The 18274-nt window shown below is 67.5% G+C and carries 19 protein-coding genes; 11 read left to right on the top strand and 8 right to left on the bottom strand.

The window, feature by feature from the left end; translation table 11 throughout:
• Window positions 1-8: 8 nt before the first annotated feature.
• The 5 genes from AC1DYS_RS04745 to AC1DYS_RS04725 all read right to left on the bottom strand — a co-directional run bounded on the left by AC1DYS_RS04745 (window position 9) and on the right by AC1DYS_RS04725 (window position 5995).
• Complete coding sequence (locus tag AC1DYS_RS04745; RefSeq protein ID WP_477896538.1) at window positions 9-1535, bottom strand: methyl-accepting chemotaxis protein; 1527 nt, start codon at window positions 1533-1535, stop codon at window positions 9-11.
• A gap of 161 nt (window positions 1536-1696) precedes the next feature.
• The gene (locus AC1DYS_RS04740) at window positions 1697-2950 is read right to left on the bottom strand and encodes an HD-GYP domain-containing protein (protein WP_477896536.1); all 1254 of its coding nucleotides are present in this window, start codon (window positions 2948-2950) and stop codon (window positions 1697-1699) included.
• Between the two features lie 85 nt (window positions 2951-3035).
• Window positions 3036-3767: a class I SAM-dependent methyltransferase gene (locus AC1DYS_RS04735; RefSeq protein ID WP_477896534.1), complete on the bottom strand. Its 732-nt coding sequence runs from the start codon at window positions 3765-3767 to the stop codon at window positions 3036-3038.
• 67 nt (window positions 3768-3834) lie between these two features.
• Window positions 3835-4461 (bottom strand): LysE family transporter, encoded by a 627-nt coding sequence (locus tag AC1DYS_RS04730; protein ID WP_477896532.1) that lies wholly within the window; start codon window positions 4459-4461, stop codon window positions 3835-3837.
• A gap of 49 nt (window positions 4462-4510) precedes the next feature.
• A complete protein-coding gene (locus AC1DYS_RS04725) occupies window positions 4511-5995 on the bottom strand; it encodes an aminotransferase-like domain-containing protein (protein WP_477896530.1) in 1485 nt (494 codons plus the stop codon).
• A gap of 179 nt (window positions 5996-6174) precedes the next feature.
• Between AC1DYS_RS04725 and AC1DYS_RS04720 the strand changes: the two genes are divergently transcribed.
• Both AC1DYS_RS04720 and radA read left to right on the top strand, forming a co-directional pair.
• A complete protein-coding gene (locus AC1DYS_RS04720; protein WP_477896529.1) occupies window positions 6175-6483 on the top strand; it encodes a DUF2917 domain-containing protein in 309 nt (102 codons plus the stop codon).
• A complete protein-coding gene (gene radA / locus AC1DYS_RS04715; protein WP_477896528.1) occupies window positions 6480-7835 on the top strand; it encodes a DNA repair protein RadA in 1356 nt (451 codons plus the stop codon). The genes AC1DYS_RS04720 and radA overlap by 4 nt, the downstream gene beginning before the upstream one ends.
• Before the next feature lie 18 nt (window positions 7836-7853).
• Here the strand turns inward: radA and AC1DYS_RS04710 are convergent, their stop codons facing one another.
• On the bottom strand, window positions 7854-9191 hold the full coding sequence (locus tag AC1DYS_RS04710; protein ID WP_477896527.1) for a hypothetical protein: 1338 nt from the start codon (window positions 9189-9191) through the stop codon (window positions 7854-7856).
• Window positions 9192-9304: 113 nt separating this feature from the next.
• Between AC1DYS_RS04710 and AC1DYS_RS04705 the strand changes: the two genes are divergently transcribed.
• From AC1DYS_RS04705 to AC1DYS_RS04665, 9 genes are all read left to right on the top strand, one after another.
• Complete coding sequence (locus AC1DYS_RS04705) at window positions 9305-10099, top strand: metallophosphoesterase family protein (protein WP_477896526.1); 795 nt, start codon at window positions 9305-9307, stop codon at window positions 10097-10099.
• A 70-nt stretch (window positions 10100-10169) separates the two neighbouring features.
• Window positions 10170-10421, top strand: coding sequence for a FeoA family protein (locus tag AC1DYS_RS04700; RefSeq protein WP_047496994.1), 252 nt, complete (start codon window positions 10170-10172; stop codon window positions 10419-10421).
• Complete coding sequence (gene feoB / locus AC1DYS_RS04695) at window positions 10418-12280, top strand: ferrous iron transporter B (RefSeq protein WP_477896524.1); 1863 nt, start codon at window positions 10418-10420, stop codon at window positions 12278-12280. The genes AC1DYS_RS04700 and feoB overlap by 4 nt, the downstream gene beginning before the upstream one ends.
• A 10-nt stretch (window positions 12281-12290) precedes the next feature.
• Window positions 12291-12548 (top strand): hypothetical protein, encoded by a 258-nt coding sequence (locus AC1DYS_RS04690; protein ID WP_477896522.1) that lies wholly within the window; start codon window positions 12291-12293, stop codon window positions 12546-12548.
• Window positions 12549-12609: 61 nt separating this feature from the next.
• Window positions 12610-12996: a hypothetical protein gene (locus AC1DYS_RS04685; RefSeq protein WP_477896520.1), complete on the top strand. Its 387-nt coding sequence runs from the start codon at window positions 12610-12612 to the stop codon at window positions 12994-12996.
• Between the two features lie 57 nt (window positions 12997-13053).
• Window positions 13054-13977, top strand: coding sequence for a branched-chain amino acid transaminase (locus tag AC1DYS_RS04680; protein WP_477896518.1), 924 nt, complete (start codon window positions 13054-13056; stop codon window positions 13975-13977).
• 10 nt (window positions 13978-13987) lie between these two features.
• Complete coding sequence (locus tag AC1DYS_RS04675) at window positions 13988-14194, top strand: zinc-finger domain-containing protein (protein ID WP_477896516.1); 207 nt, start codon at window positions 13988-13990, stop codon at window positions 14192-14194.
• 61 nt (window positions 14195-14255) lie between these two features.
• Window positions 14256-15254 carry a lipopolysaccharide heptosyltransferase II gene (waaF, locus tag AC1DYS_RS04670; RefSeq protein WP_477896514.1) on the top strand — a complete coding sequence of 333 codons (999 nt, stop codon included), beginning with the start codon at window positions 14256-14258 and terminating at the stop codon, window positions 15252-15254.
• A gap of 4 nt (window positions 15255-15258) precedes the next feature.
• Complete coding sequence (locus tag AC1DYS_RS04665; protein WP_477896512.1) at window positions 15259-16791, top strand: sensor histidine kinase; 1533 nt, start codon at window positions 15259-15261, stop codon at window positions 16789-16791.
• Here AC1DYS_RS04665 and AC1DYS_RS04660 read toward each other — a convergent pair.
• Together AC1DYS_RS04660 and AC1DYS_RS04655 are read right to left on the bottom strand one after the other, a co-directional pair.
• A complete protein-coding gene (locus AC1DYS_RS04660; protein WP_477896510.1) occupies window positions 16767-17471 on the bottom strand; it encodes an anti-sigma factor in 705 nt (234 codons plus the stop codon). The genes AC1DYS_RS04665 and AC1DYS_RS04660 overlap by 25 nt on opposite strands.
• A gap of 74 nt (window positions 17472-17545) precedes the next feature.
• Window positions 17546-18181 (bottom strand): sigma-70 family RNA polymerase sigma factor, encoded by a 636-nt coding sequence (locus AC1DYS_RS04655; protein ID WP_477896508.1) that lies wholly within the window; start codon window positions 18179-18181, stop codon window positions 17546-17548.
• Window positions 18182-18274: the final 93 nt, after the last annotated feature.

The raw sequence follows: 18274 nt of genomic DNA, 5'->3' as shown, positions 1-18274 counted from the left end.
TTGGCGTCTCAGCGCCGCACGGTCTTGTAGATGCCGCAGCCGAGCACTAGGTTGTCTTCCACCGGCACGATGTACGAGGTCTTCGGCGCGATCTGGCCGTTGGCCGGGTTGAGAAAGTCGTAGTCGACCCAACCACCGCCTTCGGCTGCGGCGGTCCACACATCGGTGCGCAGCTGAGTGGTCTCGGTGCCGATGATCTGTCCCGCGTTCTTGCCGACGTTGTGCGGCTTGCCCGCAAAGGCGCGGTAGACCAACTCACGGTCCCACGCAAAGACGTACATGTCGCGGTCGTTGAAGCCGCCCTGCATGTCGGTGATGGTGGCGAGCGAGCCGCGCCCCGATTGGCGGAACAGCGTGACGGCGCGTTGCAGCAGCAGCTGCGCTTCGTCGGCCGTGCCCTGGCGCAGCCGGAAGCCGCCCACCGCGGCCGACAGTTGTTTGGCACGATCGCCCAGCCCGGCCGAAGCCGACGACGCATGGTCGACCATCTGCGCGTTCTGCTGCGTGATGCCGTCGAGATGCGTCATGGCCTGCGAGATCTGCGCGAGGCCCGCGCTCTGCTCACCGGCCGCCGTGGTGATCGACGCCAGCTTTCCGGCCAGTTCGCCGACACCGCCGACGATGTTGGCCAGCACGGTGCTTACGTGATCGATGTGGCCCACGCCACGTTGTGTCTCTTCGCTCGAGGCTTCGATCAACTGCTTGATCTCGCGCGCGGCGCTGCCGCTGCGTTGCGCCAGTGCGCGCACCTCGGCGGCCACCACCGCGAAGCCGCGGCCCTGCTCGCCGGCACGCGCTGCTTCGACGGCGGCGTTGAGCGCCAGGATGTTGGTCTGGAAGGCGATGCTGTCGATCACGCCGATGATGTCGCGCACCTTGTCCGCCCCGGTCTTGATCGAGTGCATCGAGTCCACAGCCTGGCGCATCAACCCGCCGCCCGACGTGGCCAGGCCGTGCACCTGGCTCGCGAGCGCTTCGACGGCGCGGGCGTCGCTGGTGTTCTGGCGCACCGTGGAATCGAGTTGCTGCACACTGGCGGCCGTTTGCTCGAGGCTCGCGGCCTGTTGCTCGGTGCGGCTGGACAGATCGGCCGTGTTGCTGGCGAGCGAGTTGCCGGCCTGCGACACCAGCGTGGTGCTGCTGCGGATGTCGGCCACCAGGGCCGACAGGTTTTCGTTGACGGTGTTGAGCGCGCGGCCGATGTTGGCGAATTCGTCGCGGCCGGCGACGGCCACGCTGAGCGACAGGTCGCCCTTCAGCATGCGTGCGGTCGCCGATTGCAGGTCGACCAGCGAGCGCGCCATCTGCAGGTGAAAGCACAGCAGCAGGTAGCCGGTCAGCAGGCCAGCCAGCAGCCAGCCGAGCGTGGTCCAGTGCATGAGGCCGTGCTCTTGCGCGGTGCTGACGACCAGCACCGAAACCATCGACAAACACACGAGCGACAACAGCGTCGTCTTGCCGCGCAGGCCCAACGCACGCATCACGTTGAGGCCCGGCGCCATGACCACGGCGGAAAGGGTGGAGGGAGAGGACATCTGGCGTTCTTCTTGGATTTGGAGCGTGACACCACGCCTTCGAACATCCTATGGACGCAGCGTCAGCCAGATCGGAGAAACAGCGCTCGGAAATGCGCGCATTTGCTGCGTTGCGGAAAACCAGCGCGTTTGACGCAACGGCTCTCCGGCGCACAGCCTAGTCAACTGCCGAGCTGCTCGCCCAGCAGGTTGAGGCTTTGCAGGTCGCCTGCCGGCAACTTGCCGGCACGCAGCAAGGTCGCGCGATGGATGCCGCGCAGGCGGAACTGCAATTCATGTTCGATCGCCTCGACCTCGGCTGCATCGGCCGCGCCCGCGGCCTCGTCGCTCCACAGGCCGCTGGCGTTCCAGCCCAGGCGCAGCCTGCCCAGCAGGTGCAGCGCCAAGCCCAAAGCGTCCATCAGCGCCTGCGATTGCGCGGTGGACGCGAGGGCCACCATGCCGGCGTGCGCCATCTGCAGCGACGCATCGAGCGCGACGCGGCGCTGGTGGATCTCGTCTTCGCTCATACGCGCTTTCAACGGCGACTGCCGCGCCGCGTGGGACACCGCGCCCACCCAGCTCAGGTCGAACTCCCCCGGCACCACGCGCAGCGCCACGCTGGCGCGCGCCAGCTGCGGGCACTCGCTGCGCAACACCGCCAACACGGCTTCGGTCACCGCGAGTTGCCGGCCTTGCGGAGACAGCTGGCTGCGCTCCAGGCAATGCGGGTAGCCCGAGCCGTCGAGCCGCTCGTGGTGCTCTGCCACGGCGCGGGCCATCACGGCCGGGTAGTCGGTGAGCTGCTCCAGCAGCAGCATGCCCACGTGTGGGTGGACCACCAGGTGCTGGTAGCTCTGGAAGTCGAGCGCCTGGTCGGCATCGGCCTCGCCGTGTTCGGGTGCGATGTACATCTCACCCAGGTCGTGCAGCAGGCCGCACAGCATGGCGATGCGCAGTTCCTGCGTGCTGCCGCCGTGGCTGATGGTGAGCGAGCCGTTCAGCGCCATCGCGTGCACGGCATGGTCGAAGCTGGCCGGGCGCGCGGCCTGGCCGGCGGTGAGCAGCAGTTGCGCCACCGAGTGCAGCGGCAGCTGGGCTGCTTCACGGACCAGCTTGGCGGCGTGCGGGCGCAGCAGCGGCGCGAGCGGCGTGTCGCGCTCGAGCAGCGCCTGCAGCGACTGCACCAGCGAATGTGCGGTCACGCCGTCTTCGGCCAGCAGGCAGGATTCGAGCGGCTGGCGCAGCTGGCGGTCGAGCAGCTTGCGCTGCAGCGCCTGCGAGACAGGCAGGTCGCGCGCCCACAGCTTGGTGCCGGAGATGTCGAAGATGTCGCGCGAGGCGATGATCGATTTGGTCTGGCTGGCTTCGAGGATGGTCGCCAGCGCATGCGGGTTGGCGGTCGAGAAGCCCGGGATCTGGGTGCGTGCGTTCATGTCGGTCTCCAACAAGCCGTGACGCCTTGTTTTCGACCGATCCCGGCACGGCTCAAGGCCGGCGTTGTGACAAGCGGTGTCTAGGTCAGCGCTTGACAGCGGCGAGGTTGATCAGCGTCTCTTCACGCAATGCTGCGGGCTTGATGCCGAGCAAGCGCTCACCCAGGCCCAAGTCTTCTCGGCTCCACCACAGGTACGGGTAGGAGACGCTGTCGGTCGCCACCTCGAAGCCGGCGCGGCGGATCAGCGCCAGGTATTCGGAGGCCGTCTTCTGCACGTCCATCGGGTGGCGAAAGAGCAGCTTGATGACCCACGAGTGGATGTAGCGCCGTGTCGATTCGGCAAACAGCATCACGCCGCCGGGCTTGAGCACGCGGTGGAAGTCGCGGATGGCTTCTTCCTGCTCGACCAGGTGATGGAAGGTCTGGTGGCAGAACAGCAGGTCGACGCTCTCGTCGGCGAGCTTCAACGCCGAACTGGAGCATTGGATGAGTTCGGCGTGCTGCAGGCCGTCGCGCGCGATCTCGTCGGCCGCGGCTTGCAGCATGGCCGGGTCGATGTCGATGCCGATCAGCCGCTCGGGGGCGAAGCGGTCGTTCAGTTTCTTCAGCGAACGGCCCCAGCCGCAGCCCACGTCAACCACCACCGGGTAGCTGGCGCGGCGGTCAGGAATCAGCCGGTCGACGTCGGCAAGAGCGCGCTCCAGCACGTGCCGCGTCCACGTCGGTGTGCGCAGAAACCAGCGCCCGAAGGCCGTCTCGGGCACGTGCAGTGCCGGGAAATCGGAAAGAGGAGCGAGGGGTGTGGATGCAGGCATTGCGGAGCGCAGGAATCGAAGCGGCCGCATGTTAACCATGCGGCCTGCCTCGATCAGAAAGCAACCGTCAGGCCCGCTTGAACAAGGCCAGCAACCCGCCCGCAGCGACGAACAGGCTGCCGAAGGTGCGGTTGAGCACCTTGATCTGGCGCGGCGACTTCAGCAGCCGCAGCACCTTCGACGCGAGCGCGGTGTAGCCGGCCATCACGACGAGGTCGGTGAAGCCCAGCGTGGCGGCGATCACGGCATATTGATGTGCCAGCGGTTGTGCGAGTTCGAGAAACTGTGGCACCACGGCCAGCAGGAAGACGGTGCCCTTGGGGTTGACGGCGTTGACCATCCAGCCGCGCAACACCAGCGTGCGGCGCGGCACGACCAGCGCCTCGCCGGTCTCGGCCACCATCGGCACAGCCGGTGCACGCCATTGCTTGACGCCCAGCCAGACGAGGTAGGCCACGCCCAGCCACTTGACGATGGCAAAGCCGATGCTCGAGGTTGCGATCAGTGCACCCAGCCCGAGGCCGACCACCAGCACCTGCGTCCAGATGCCCAGCACCAGGCCGAAGGTCAGGAAGTAGCCGCGCGCGAAGCCGTTGTTGAGGCCCGAGCTCATCGCGGCCACGGCACCGGCGCCGGGCGAGATGCTGATGGCCCATGCGGCGGCAAAGAAGGCGAGCCAGGTGCTGAGTTCCATGATGTGTCTGAAGGAGTGGGGGGAGGAGTCTACGCAAGGCGGGCGCTGTTCAAGTCGCGCCCGAAAACTTTGCAACGCGGGTGGCACGCGCCTGGCCGAGATCGGCCTCTTCAGCCACGATCTCGCCGAGCCGGCGGATGTGAGCGTTGTGCTTCATCGACCACGGCTCGCCGTAGTGGACACGCAGGAAGTGGTCGAAGCGCCCGGTGCAACTGAAGGTGGCGCCGGGTGCGCAGCCAATGTGCTCGCGCCGCGCCCGCTCGAAGACCTTGCGCGAATCGGTGTGCAGGGGCATCTCGATCCACAGCATGAAGCCGCCTTGCGGCCGGCTCAGCTTGCAGCCGGCCGGGAAGTGGCGTGCCACCGCTTCCGACATCTGCTGGCAGTGCAGCTTCAGCGCCGCACGCAGCTTGCGCATGTGGTGGTCGTAGCCCCCGTCGCGGATGAACTCGGCGAGCACTTCCTGCTGCAGCAGCGAGCCGGTGATGGAGGTGTGGAACTTGAGCTGCTGCGTCGTCTTGAAGTGCCGCCCCGGCGCCATCCAGCCCACGCGGAAGCCCGGGGCCACCGTCTTGGTGTAGGCCGAGCAGACGATCACGTCGTCGTGAATGTCGAAGCTTTTCAGCACCGGCGGGCGCTCGTCGCCGAAGTACGTTTCGCCATAGATGTCGCACTCCACCAGCGGGAAGCCACGCTCGTGCGCCAGCGCCACCAGCCGGCGCTTGTTGGCCACCGGCATCAAGCTGCCCAGCGGGTTGTGGAAGTTGGGCAGCACCATGCAGGCGGTGATGACGCCGGGCTTCTGCGTGGCGAGGTCGAGCGCCTCGACCGAGATGCCTTCGCGCGGGTGCGTGGGGATCTCGATCGACTTCATGCCCAGCGTGCGGATGATCTCCAGCAGCATCCAGTAAGTGGGCGACTCCACCGCGATCGTGTCGCCAGCCTTGGCCACCGAGCGCAGCGCGAGATGAACCGCCTCGGTGCCGCCATTGGTCAGGATGATCTCTTCCGGCCGCAGGCGCAGGCCCGCGCTGACCGAGCGGCGCGCAATCTCCTGACGCAGGCCCGGGCTGCCGGCCATGAAATAGCGCGACGCGTATTCCGGGTGTTGCCGGTTCATGCGCGCGGTGAGGTGACGCAGCTTGGCCTCGGGCAGCAGCTCGCGCGCCGGCATGGGGCAGAACGACGGTGCCGCCTTCGGGTCTTCGGAGCCGAACAAAAACTCGCGGGTGAAGTCGTCGGGCTCGACGAAGCCGGCGCCGCTCATGCGGGTGTCGATCTCCGGCTCGGGCAGCGGCTCGTGGCGTGGCGCGACGAAGTAGCCCGACTTGGGCCGTGCCTCGACCAGCGCCTGGTTCTCCAGCCAGCGGTAGGCTAGCGTGATGGTGGAGGCGCTCACGCCGTGTTGCTGGCACAGCTGGCGCACCGAGGGCAGGCGGTCGCCGGTGCGCAGGCTGCCCCCGTGGATGGCCTGCGCCAGCTCACCGGCCACCCGGTGGTAAAGCGGAAATCCGGCGTCGGTGGGGGCGTCCATGCGTTGCATTGTGGTCTGCCGGGCAGCCATGTGACAGACACAGAGCTTGTCAGTTGTCACCAGCACAGATTGCGTAAGGAGCAACTGTGATGGTCAAGATAGGCGGGCGCTGGATATGGCGGCACCACGGCAGTTTGGGAACACTGAAGCTCCAGAAACAGACGCCTTCGGAGGCAGCCATGGTCCACTTCACCACCCCCGTCACGCTCAAGCTCAGCCAAGGCGACCTGATCGCCTGGAATCAGGCCGCGGCGCGGGTGCGCGTGGTGTCGGGCCGGGTGTGGATCACGCAGCGCAACGACCTGGTCGACCACTTTCTGCACCACGGCCAGTGCTTCGAGCTGCGCCGGGAGCACGGCACGCTGATCCAGGCCGATCAGGACGTCTGGTTGCGCTTCGAAAGCGACGCGTCGCTGCGAAGCTGGCTGTCGGGTGTGTGGCGCAGGCTCACGAGGCGAGCCACCCGCGCAGCTACAGTCCTCGGGTGAGCAAACCCAAATCCATCTACACCTGCAATGAATGCGGTGGCACCAGCCCCAAGTGGCTGGGCAAGTGCCCCCACTGCAACGCCTGGAACACGCTGATCGAATCGGTGGCCGATGCGCCGTCCAAGCACCGCTACCAGGCGCTTGCGGCGGCCCAGCCCGTCGCCACGCTGAGCGAGATCGAGGCCTCGGACGTCGACCGCCAGCCCACCGGCATCGATGAACTCGACCGCGTGCTCGGCGGCGGCATGGTCGCCGGCGGCGTGGTACTGATCGGCGGCGACCCGGGCATCGGCAAGTCGACGCTGCTGCTGCAGGCGCTCGATTCGCTGTCGCGCAACCTGCGCACGCTGTACGTCACCGGCGAAGAGTCGGGCGCGCAGGTCGCCTTGCGCTCGCGCCGGCTGGGGCTCGACGGCTCGCAGGTGCGCGTGATCGCCGAGATCCAGCTCGAGAAGATCAGCGCCACGATCGAGGCAGAGCAACCGGCAGTGTGCGTGATCGATTCGATCCAGACCGTCTACAGCGACCAGCTCACCTCGGCACCCGGCTCGGTGGCGCAGGTGCGCGAGTGCGCGGCGCAGCTCACGCGCATTGCCAAGAGCAGCGGCACGGCCATCGTGCTGGTGGGCCACGTGACGAAGGAAGGCGCGCTGGCCGGCCCGCGCGTGCTGGAGCACATCGTCGACACGGTGCTGTACTTCGAGGGCGACACGCACTCGAGTTTTCGCCTGGTGCGGGCGATCAAGAACCGCTTCGGTGCCGTCAATGAGATTGGCGTCTTCGCGATGACGGAGAAGGGGCTCAAGGGCGTCGCCAACCCGAGCGCGATCTTCCTGTCGACACACGGCGAACCGGTGCCGGGCTCCTGCGTGCTGGTGACGTTGGAAGGCACACGGCCGATGCTGGTGGAGATCCAGGCGCTGGTCGATTCCGGTGGCCCGAGTCCACGCCGCCTCAGCGTGGGCCTGGACCGCGATCGCCTCGCGATGATGCTGGCCGTGATGCACCGCCACGCCGGCATCGCCTGCATGGACCAGGACGTGTTCGTCAACGCGGTCGGCGGCGTGCGCATCAGCGAGCCGGCAGCCGACCTGGCGGTGATGCTCGCGATCCAAAGCTCGCTGCGCGGGCGGCCGCTGCCGCGTGGCTTCATCGCCTTCGGCGAGGTGGGTCTCGCCGGCGAAGTGCGGCCCGCGCCGCGCGGGCAAGAGCGCCTGAAGGAAGCCGCCAAGCTCGGCTTCAGCGTGGCCGTGGTGCCAAAGGCGAATGCGCCGAAGAAGCCGATCGAAGGGCTGACCATCCACGCGGTCGAACGCATCGAGCAGGCGATCGATCTGGCGCGCAGCTTGTGAAGCTGTACGCCGACGGCTTCAGTGCACGAAGGCGATCTCGCCCAGCGTGAAATCACGCGACACGCCGTCGGTGACGGTGAGCTCGCTGCGCTCCGTCAGGCCGACCGCCACGGACCGCAGATCGGATACGGCAGCGAGGGCCGTGCGGGCACGGTCGGTCGACGAGCAGTAGTCGGGCACGAACCAGCCTGCGTCGGTGAGGCTGATGTCGCGCGACACCGCCATTGCGTCCACCGGCAGCACATATGTCGGCACGCAGGAATCACCCGGGCCGGCATGCGGATAGAGGCGGACCAGCGCGTGGCTGGCGGACCGGCTGCCCACCTGCACACGCAGGCGCTGCTCCGTTCCGTAGTTGCCGTAGACGACGGTGCCCGTGCCGGTGCTGCTGTTGGCGCGCGACGGGAACCAGGTCGAGCCAGGTCCCGTGGCGTTCAGCAACAAACCCCCGTAGGTGTTGCCTGCAGGCACGGTGAGGGTCGCCTGCACCAGCGCATACGACGCATGGATCGTGGCGCTGGCGTCGGCATGTTCTGAAAAGATGTCGAAGCCCAAGCCGCCATATTGGGCGGCAAGCGAATCACCCAGCCCGGCGGGCTTGTTGTAGACAGAGACTACCTCGGCGTAGTCGATCGGCGCCTGGGTCGGGCCGGCAAACTCGAGCTTGCCGATGGTGAAGCTGCGCACGGCGCCATCGGCGATGCCGGGCACCTGATCCTGCGTGATGCCGACGTTGATGACCTGCAGATGCCGCAGCGTGTTCGCCAGCGTCAGGGCGCGTTCGGCCGACGTGCAGTGCGCCGGAATCGTCCACACCGCGGTTGTCAGGGGCAGCACGTGCTCAGTGGCCGCAGACCCGACGCTCAGCTCGGCCGAAGGCACACAGCCGTTGAAGGGGCCGCCTTGCGGGATCAGTTGGACCAGCAGGCGAGAGGCCTGCGCTGCCCCCGCCACCACGCGCAATTCGGTCTGGGCCGAGTAGTCTTGCGCCGCGATGCGCCCTGCACCGGTGGTGGGGATGAAGGTGGACATCGGCGGGTACACGACCGCGAGGATGCCGGCGAAGCTGTTGCCCGCAGGGATTGAACCCGAGAGCGTCAACAGCCCATTGCTCGCAGACGCAGTGGGAGCGGCAGCGTTGTTGAACTCTGCATAGGCATTGGCTGCCACGTTGCCGTAGCGCGCTGCCGTGCTGGCACCCTCGCCGGTGGGCTCGTTGTACTCGCTGGTCAACAGCGGTGCGGGTGGGGGCGCGGGCGGAGGTGGGGTGACCGGCGCCGGGGCACCTCCGCCACCACCGCCACAGGCCGTTACCAGGGCGACAAGCGCCATCGCGCTCGCCACGCGTGCGCGCATTTGTAGATTCGAGACCACGGGAACTCCCTCTGCTCAGTGGCGACCGAATGAGGCCGCTCTTCGACTCTGAAAAAGACGCCAGATTCTATCGAGCCAGCCCTTAGCATCGCCCCATGAAGTTCGCCGCAATCAGTGACATACATGGCAACCTGCCCGCGCTGGAAGCGGTGCTGGCCGACATCGCGCAAGAAGGCGTCGATGCAACGGTGAATCTGGGCGACATCGTCTCTGGCCCGCTGTGGCCGGCCGAAACTGCAGACCGCCTGATGGCGCTCGACCTGCCCACGCTGGCCGGCAACCATGAGCGCCAGGTGCTGACGCAAGGCCCGGACAAGATGGGCGCTTCTGATCGCCACGCCCACATGCAACTCCAGCAGCGGCATCGTGCCTGGATGGCATCCCTGCCCGCCACGCTGCAATGGCGTGACGACGTGCTGCTGTGCCATGGCACACCCAGCAGCGACCTGGTGTATTGGCTGAAGACCGTGACAGACGACTACCAGCCAGGCCGTTCGCCCGGCGTCCGCGCCGCCTCGCCGGCCGAGGTGCTGCAGCGCTTGGGCGATGCGATGCAAGGCGTAGCGCACGGGCTGATCCTGTGCGGCCACACGCATATGCCGCGCTGCGAACGCGTTGCCGATGGCCGCGTGATCGTCAACCCGGGCAGCGTGGGCCTGCAGGCGTATGACGACGTGCACCCGCACCCACATGTCATGGAGAACGGATCACCGCAGGCGCGTTATGCGCTGCTGACGCAGGAGCCCGCTGGCTGGCAGGTCGAGCTGCGCCGTGTCGACTACGACTTTGAGGCCGCCGCCGTGCAGGCCGAGCGCAACGGGCGACCCGACTGGGCCGACGCCCTGCGCACCGGCCGCGTCGGTCGCCTCGAGGCCAGCGCAATCCCCTGAGAAACCGCTTTTCCGCCACTCGCGGATAAGATTCATTATCATTTGCATCTCGCTTTCCGCGGATGCACCCATGCCCTCCCCCCGTTTGTCCGATTTGCCCAATGGCGCCCATGGCACGGTGCTGAACGTGAGCGCCGCCTCGCCGCAGGCCGATGGGCAGATGCTGCGCCGCCTGGCCGAACTCGGCTTTCTGCCGGGCGAGCCGGTGCAGGTGCTGCGCCGCGGTCCGGGCGGGCGTGAACCGCTGGCAGTTCAGATTGGAGAAACCTTGTTTGCATTGCGGCAGATCGAGGCGCAGTGCGTCGAGGTGTCGGTGTCATGAGCGACGCGGCAGCACTCCCCGGATTGCGCATTGCGCTGGTCGGCAACCCGAACTGCGGCAAGACGGCGCTGTTCAACCTGCTGACAGGCGCACGGCAGAAGGTCGCCAACTACGCCGGCGTCACGGTCGAGCGCAAGGTGGGCACGGTCACGCTGAAGAGCGGCCGCGCGGTGTCGGTGATCGACCTGCCGGGCGCCTACAGCCTCACGCCATCGACGCCCGACGAGACCGTGACGCGCGACGTGGTGCTCGGCCAGCGCGCCGACGAGGCCGCGCCCGACGCGATCGTGGCCGTGGTCGATGCGACCAACCTGCCGATGAACCTGCGCCTGGTGCTGGAGCTGAAGCGCCTGGGCCGGCCGATGGTCTTGTCTCTCAACATGGCCGACGTGGCGCGCGCGCGCGGGCTGCAGATCGATGTGCCCAAGCTCAGCGCTGAACTGGGCATGCCGGTCGTCGAAACCATTGCCGTGCAGAGCCACGGCCATGCCGCGCTGCTTGCGCAACTCGAACAGCAGGCCTCCTGGCCAACGGCCACCGCGGCGGCAGACGCCACGCCCAGCCCGGCCCAGCTGCAACGAGAAGTGCGGCGCATTCTGGCGCTGGTGGCCCCGGGCGCCATGCAGTTCAAGCGCTTCAACCACAAGCTCGATGCGATCGTGATGCACCCGGTGTGGGGCCTGGCCTTGCTGGCGGTGCTGCTCTTCCTGATCTTCCAGGCCGTGTTCTCGTGGGCCAACCTGCCGATGGACGCGATCAAGGACACGGTGGCCGCCAGCGGCGAATGGATCAACGCCCACATGGCAGACGGACCCTTGCGCAGCCTGCTGGTCGATGGCGTGATCGCCGGCGTGGGCGGCGTGATCGTGTTCCTGCCGCAGATCCTGATCCTGTTCTTCTTCATCCTGATCCTCGAAGACTCGGGCTACCTGCCGCGCGCCGCCTTCCTGCTCGACAACGTGATGGGCAAGGTGGGTCTGTCGGGCCGGGCCTTCATTCCGCTGCTGTCGAGCTTTGCCTGCGCCATCCCCGGCATCATGGCCACGCGCACCATCGCCAACTGGCGCGACCGGCTGGCCACCATCATGGTGGCGCCGCTGATGACCTGCTCGGCACGTCTGCCGGTGTACGCGCTGCTGATTGGCGCCTTCGTGCCGGCGCGCAACGTCGGGCCGTTCAACCTGCAGGGCATCACGCTGTTCGTGCTGTACGTGGCTGGCGTGGTGTCGGCGATGGCCGTGGCCTGGCTGCTCAAGCGGGTGTGGATCAAGTCGAGCTACCAGCCGCTGATGCTGGAGCTGCCGCCGTACCGCTGGCCCAACCTGCGCAACCTGCTGCTCGGGTTGTGGGAGCGGGCACGCATCTTCGTCTCGCGAGTGGGCACGATCATCTTTTCGCTCACGGTGGTGCTGTGGTTCCTGTCCAGCTACCCCGCGCCGCCCGATGGCGCGACTGGCCCGGCGATCCAGTACAGCCTGGCCGGCATGCTGGGTAACGCGCTGCAGGTGATCTTTGCGCCCATTGGCTTCAACTGGCAGATCTCGATCGCGCTGGTGCCGGGCCTCGCCGCACGCGAAGTGGCGGTGGGTGCGCTCGGCACGGTGTACGCGATGTCGTCGACCACCGGTGAAGTGGCGGACGCCCTGGCGCCGGTGATCGCTGCGCAGTGGTCGTTGGCCACCGCGTTCTCGCTGATCGCCTGGTATGTGTTTGCGCCGCAATGCCTGTCGACGCTGGCTGTCGTCAAGCGCGAAACCAACTCCTGGCGTTATCCGCTGCTGATGGCTGCGTACATGTTTGCGCTGGCCTACATCGCGTCATTCATCACCTACCGAACCACGCTGTGGTTCATGCACTGAGGGCCGCGCCATGCAAAACCTGCTCGTCGCTCTGATCGTGATCGGCTGCACCGGCTACGCGGTGTGGGTGTTGGTTCCCGGCGCCTTGCGCCGCGCTGCGGCACAGCAGGCCCTGAAGTGGCCGTGGCCGGCCCCTATCACCGTGCGCCTGCAGAAGGCGGCCAAGGTGTCGGGCGGTTGCGGCTGCGACGGCTGTGACGCCAAGCCCCTGAAGCCGGCTGCCGACGGCGCTCAACCCATTCGCATCCACCGCCAACCCAGGCTCTGAAGAGCAACCTTGTGGGAACCACGCAGCCATGCGCTGCGGGGCTGAACCTACCATCGCATTCATGAATCCAATCCTGGGGTGGAGCCTCGCCGTCGTGGCGGTGGTGGCCGGCTGGAAGGCGTATGGCTGGCAGGGCATCGTGATGGCGGTGTCGCTGACCGTGTTCTGGCTGCTGCTGCAATTCAGCCGCACGATGCGCGCGATGAAGAACGCGGCGGCAGCGCCCAAGGGCCGGGTCGACAGCGCCGTGATGGTCAACGCCAAGCTGCAGGCCGGCATGACGCTGCTGCAGGTGATCGGGCTGACCAAGAGCCTGGGCGAGCGCGTGAGCGAAACGCCCGAGACCTGGTCGTGGGTCGACGACGGCGACAGCCGTGTCACGCTGGTGTTCGACGGCGCCAAGCTCAAAAGCTGGCAGCTCGTGCGGCCGGAATCGGCGCCCGACTGAGGGCCGCTCGGCCAAGTCCCTAAAATCGCGCTCTTGATCGAATCACAGGAGCCTGCCATGTCAATGGCTGATCGCGACGGGAAAATCTGGATGGATGGCGAGATGGTGGACTGGCGCGACGCCAAGATCCACGTGCTCTCCCACACGCTGCACTACGGTTGCGGCGCCTTCGAAGGCGTGCGCGCCTACAACACGGCCCGGGGCACCGCCATCTTCCGGTTGCGCGAGCACACCGAGCGCCTCTTCAACAGCGCCAAGATTCTGCGCATGAAGATTCCGTTCACGATGGAACAGGTGATGGAAGCCCAGCGTGCCGTGGTGCGCGAGAACAAGCTCGAAAGCTGCTACCTGCGCCCGCTCACGTGGATCGGCTCCGAGAAGCTCGGCGTCAGCCCCAAGGGCAACACCATCCACCTGATGGTGGCTGCGTGGTCCTGGGGCGCCTACCTGGGTGAAGAAGGCCTGAAGCGCGGCATCCGCGTCAAGACCAGCAGCTACACGCGCCACCACGTCAACATCACGATGACGCAGGCCAAGGCGGTGAGCAACTACACCAACTCCATCCTCGCCAACATGGAAGCCACCGAAGACGGCTACGACGAGGCGCTGCTGCTCGACGCCTCGGGCTTCGTCAGCGAAGGTGCCGGCGAGAACCTCTTCGTCATCAAGGGCGGTGTGGTCTACACGCCCGACCTCTCGGCCGGCGCGCTGAACGGCATCACGCGCAACACCGTGTTCGCCATCTGCAAGGACCTGGGCCTGGAGCTGAAGGAAAAGCGCATCACGCGCGACGAGGTCTACATCAGCGATGAAGCCTTCTTCACCGGCACCGCCGCCGAAGTGACGCCGATCCGCGAGCTCGACCGCATCGAGATCGGCAAGGGCTCGCGCGGGCCGATCACCGAGAAGATCCAGAGCGCGTTCTTCGACATCGTGAACGGCCGCAACCCGAAATATGCCGAATGGCTCACCCCCGTTTGAAGAGACCGACATGAGCGAACCCAAAGCCGTGGTGGAAGTCGTTGGCGCCGACCTGCAGGGCCAGGGCGTCGTCGCCTGCCCCAACCCGAAAATGCCGCTGTGGAGCACGCACCCCAAGGTCTTCATCGACGTGGTGACCACGGGCCTCGGCAAGTGCCCGTATTGCGGCACCGAGTACCGCTTGAAGGCGGGCGAAAAAGTTCACGGCGGTCACTGAAGATGGCGATCTGCACGTCGCGTGGCTCCTGCCCCCCAAAGGGGCGCAGCCCGGCTCCGGCGTGAGCAGCTTGATCATCGCGCCGCAGTGGATCGGCGACGCGGTGATGTCCGAGCCACTGCTGCGCGTGCTGGCGTCGCGCGGCGAGCGCCTCACGGTGGCGGCGCTGCCCTGGGTGGCGCCGGTGTACCGCGCCATGCCGCAGGTCGGCGAGGTGATCGACCTGCCCTTCGCCCATGGCCGGCTCGACTGGTCCGCCCGGTACCGCCTGGCGGCCACCCTGCGCGGCCGTTTCGAAACGGCCTACGTGCTGCCCAACTCGATCAAGGCAGCGCTGATCCCGTTCCTCGCCGGCATCCCCAAGCGTGTGGGCTACCACGGCGAAGGGCGCTACCTTCTGCTGAACCAGCGGCTCGCCAACCCGGTGGGCCGCCCGCCCATGGTGGCCTTCTACCGCGCGCTCTCCGGCGCGGCACCGGTGGATGAAGAGCCTCGGCTTCACTTCGACGATGCGCATCTGCAGCAGGTCACCTCCAGCCAGTCACTCACGCCACGCGGCTACTGGGCGTTTGCGCCAGGCGCGGAGTACGGCCCCGCCAAGTGCTGGCCGGCCAGCCACTACGCCGAGCTGGCACGTGCGCTGCATGCGGCGCACGGCCTGCCGATCGTGTTGCTTGGCTCGGGCAAGGAGGCCGCCTTGTGCGAAGACATCTCCCGCGCCGCGCCCGGCGCCTGCCGCGTGCTGGCCGGGCAGACCTCGCTCATCGATGCCATGGCGCTCATCGCCGCGGCGCGCGGCGTGGTCAGCAACGACTCGGGCCTCATGCACGTGGCCGCGGCGTTCGGCGTGCCACAGGTCGCTGTGTTCGGCTCGACCAGCCCGGAGCACACGCCGCCCCTGAATCCGAAGGCACGCGTGCTGTGGCTGAAAGACGAGCTGCAGCTCGACTGCGCGCCCTGCTTTGACCGCGTCTGCCGCTTCGGCCACACGCGTTGCCTGACCGGCGTGCCGGCCTCGCGCGTGGAGGCGGCGTTGGCCGATGCTCAACAGAGCGCTTGAGACCATGGACTCCGAAGCCAGCGAGCTGATGAGCGAGGCGCTGATCGGCGCCGGCACCTCGGTCTGGGCCTGGGACCTGCCCCAGGACGTGCTCACCGGCATGAACGGCAGCGTGGCCTTGCTTGGCTATGCGCCGGGTGAACTGGAGTCCACGCAATCGGGCTGGAACGCCGTCATTCACCCCGACGACCTGCCCGACAACGATGCCGCCTACCTGACGCACGCCGCCGGCCACACGCCGTCGTACGAAAGCGAATACCGCGCGCTCGCCAAGGACGGCAGCTGGCGCTGGCTCGCCGAGCGTGGCCGCATCGTCGAGTGGTGGCCCGACGGCACACCGCGGCGCATGGTCGGCACCTTGAGCGACGTGACGCTGCGACGCCGAGCCGAGAGCGAAACCGCCGAGCGTGACGAGCGCCTGCGCCAGATCACCCGCCACGTGCCGGGGTTGCTGTACCAGTTCCGCGTGCCGGTGGGCGGCCGCGGCGCCATCCCCTACGTCAGCGAGCGCTGCCACGACGTGCTGGGCCTGGACCGCGAGGCCCTGATGCTCGACGCCGGTGTGCTGTTCAGGCGCATCGACCCAGCCGACCGGCAGAAGATCAACCAGGCAGTGGGCGGGTGGACGATCAATCAGGCGCCACGCCGCGTCGAGTTCCGCTACCAGCACCCCAACGGCCAGTTGCGCTGGATGCTGGGTGTGTCGTCACCGCGCCTGGAGACCAACGGCGACGTGGTGTGGCACGGTTACCTCGAAGACATCACCGAATACCGCGAGCTCGAGAAAGCCCGCGCACTGGCCGCCACCGCCGAGGCGGCCAACCGGGCGAAGACCGAGTTCCTCTCGCGCATGAGCCACGAGCTGCGCACACCGCTGAATGCGGTGCTGGGCTTCGCGCAACTGATGGAGCTGGACGAGGTCGACCCGCTGAGCCCGGCGCAGCGCCACCGCGTGACGCTGGTGCGCGAATCGGGCGAGCACCTGCTGCGCATGATCAGCGACCTGCTCGACCACTCCCGCATCGAGACCGGCCAGCTGTCCGTCGACCTCGTCGACGTGGCGCTGCTGCCGCTGCTGCGCGAGTGCGCCCACATGCTGGCGCCGGCAGCGCAGGCCAGCGGCGTGACCCTGCAGCGGGACGATACCGATGAGCCGCTGCAGGTGCGCGCCGACCCGACACGGCTGAAGCAGGTGGTGCTCAACCTGCTTAGCAACGCCATCAAGTACAACCGCCCCGGCGGCATCGCGCGGATCGAGACAGCGGCCGCGGGCGACAAGGTCTGCCTGCGCATCATCGACACCGGCCTCGGCATTGCGCCCGAGCACATGGCCCATTTGTTCGAGCCCTTCAACCGGCTGGGGCAGCGCCGCAGCGGCATCGAAGGCACAGGCATCGGCCTGGCCATCACGCGCGCGTTGGTCACGCTGATGCACGGGCACATCGAGGTGCGCAGCGTGCTGGGCGCGGGCTCGACGTTCAGCGTGATGCTGCCGTCGGCCGCATCACCGCATCACAACACCAGCTTGCCGACGTAGAGGACGGGGCCGGTCGGTGCGCCGGTCGGCGAGCCGCCGGAGGGCTCGAGGCTGACGGCCAGCGCCGCGGTGTTGTCGAGCACCTTGCCGCGCTTGACCACCGTCGCGCCCTGGGCCGAGATCAGGCCCAGCGAACGCGGAGAGCCTTGCGGCGGCACGGCCCACAGCTCGAGCGCACGGTCGGGCTGCAGCGACACATTGGTGATGGGCTTCGTGACCATGGCCCGGCCATCGGCACTGATGCTGGCGACGAACGAAGCCGGGATCACGCCCCCATCGGGCGCCGCACCACCGGCGGCTGACAACACCACGACGATCGGCGGCTGCGACGGCCCTGGGCTCGCCAGCAGCACGGCAAGCGTCAGCGCGGCCACCGTTGCCACGCCCGACAGCGCGCGCCAGAACGCCAGTTGCCCCCACCAGCCCACCGGTGCAGGAGCGGCCGCCTTGGCCGGCGCAATGCGGGCCTCGATGCCTTGCCAGACACGCGGCGGCGGCGTCACCGGCACCACGCTGGTGGTCAACGGCATCAGGCGCGCTTCCCATTCGCTCACCGCGCGGCGTAAACCCGGGTGTGAGCGCATCAGCGACACGAAGCGGCGGCGCGCAGGGCCGCGCAGCGTGCCGGCCACATAGGCGGCGGCCAGGCGGTCCGAGAGTTCGGGGCGGCTGTAGTCCATGCTTCAGCCCCTGCCCGGCCGTTGCGAAGGGCTTGATCCCCTCAGCAGGCGGCATTGAAGGTGTGCAGGTGTTCTCATGATCGCTCTGCCTGCACGTCACGCACGACGGCGTTCTCAAGGCAGGTCTTGAGGGAGATCAGCGCTCGGCGCACCCACGACTTCACGGTGCCCAGCGGCTCTTTCATCTGCTCGGCCACCTCGGCATGGCTCAGGCCATCGTAGAAAGCCAGCGCCACGCTCTGCCGCTGCTGCGGCGACAGGCCTTGCATGCATTGCGACAAGGCACGCGCATCCGACGCCTGGCTCAGCAGGGCCAGCGGTCCGGGTGCGTTATCGGCCAGGTCGTCGTACACGTCTCGTTCCTCGTCGGAGTCACTTGCCAGGGAAGCCGGCTGAGTCTGCGGCTCGGCCTGCTTGCGGCGCAGGCTGTCGATCGCGCGGTTTCGCGCAATGCTCGTGAGCCAGGTCAAGGGTTGGCTTTGCGCCGCATCGAAGCTTTGCGCGGCCCGCCAGACATTGACGTAAACCTCCTGCAGCACGTCCTCTGCCTGCGCCCTGTCTCTGTTGATACGCAGCACGACCCCGAACAGATGCGCACTGGTGCGCTCGTACAACTGGGCGAAGGCAGCGCGGTCACCCAGGCCGGCACGCGCCAGCAGGCGGGACAGGTCTCGGCTTTTCTCACTCCACTCTTGCGGGTCAACGGCCATGGGCGATGAAGGATGTGATGGACATCACGCTGCGGCATTCTAGGGTTGCCGGTTGGCGTGGCTCGGTCGATTGCCGTGGTCGTGCCCCAGCCG

It is taken from the genome of Rhizobacter sp. P2_G4, from assembly GCF_056403575.1.
Note: the sequence above shows the minus strand (reverse complement) of the source record. Positions and strands in the feature narration are given on the sequence as shown.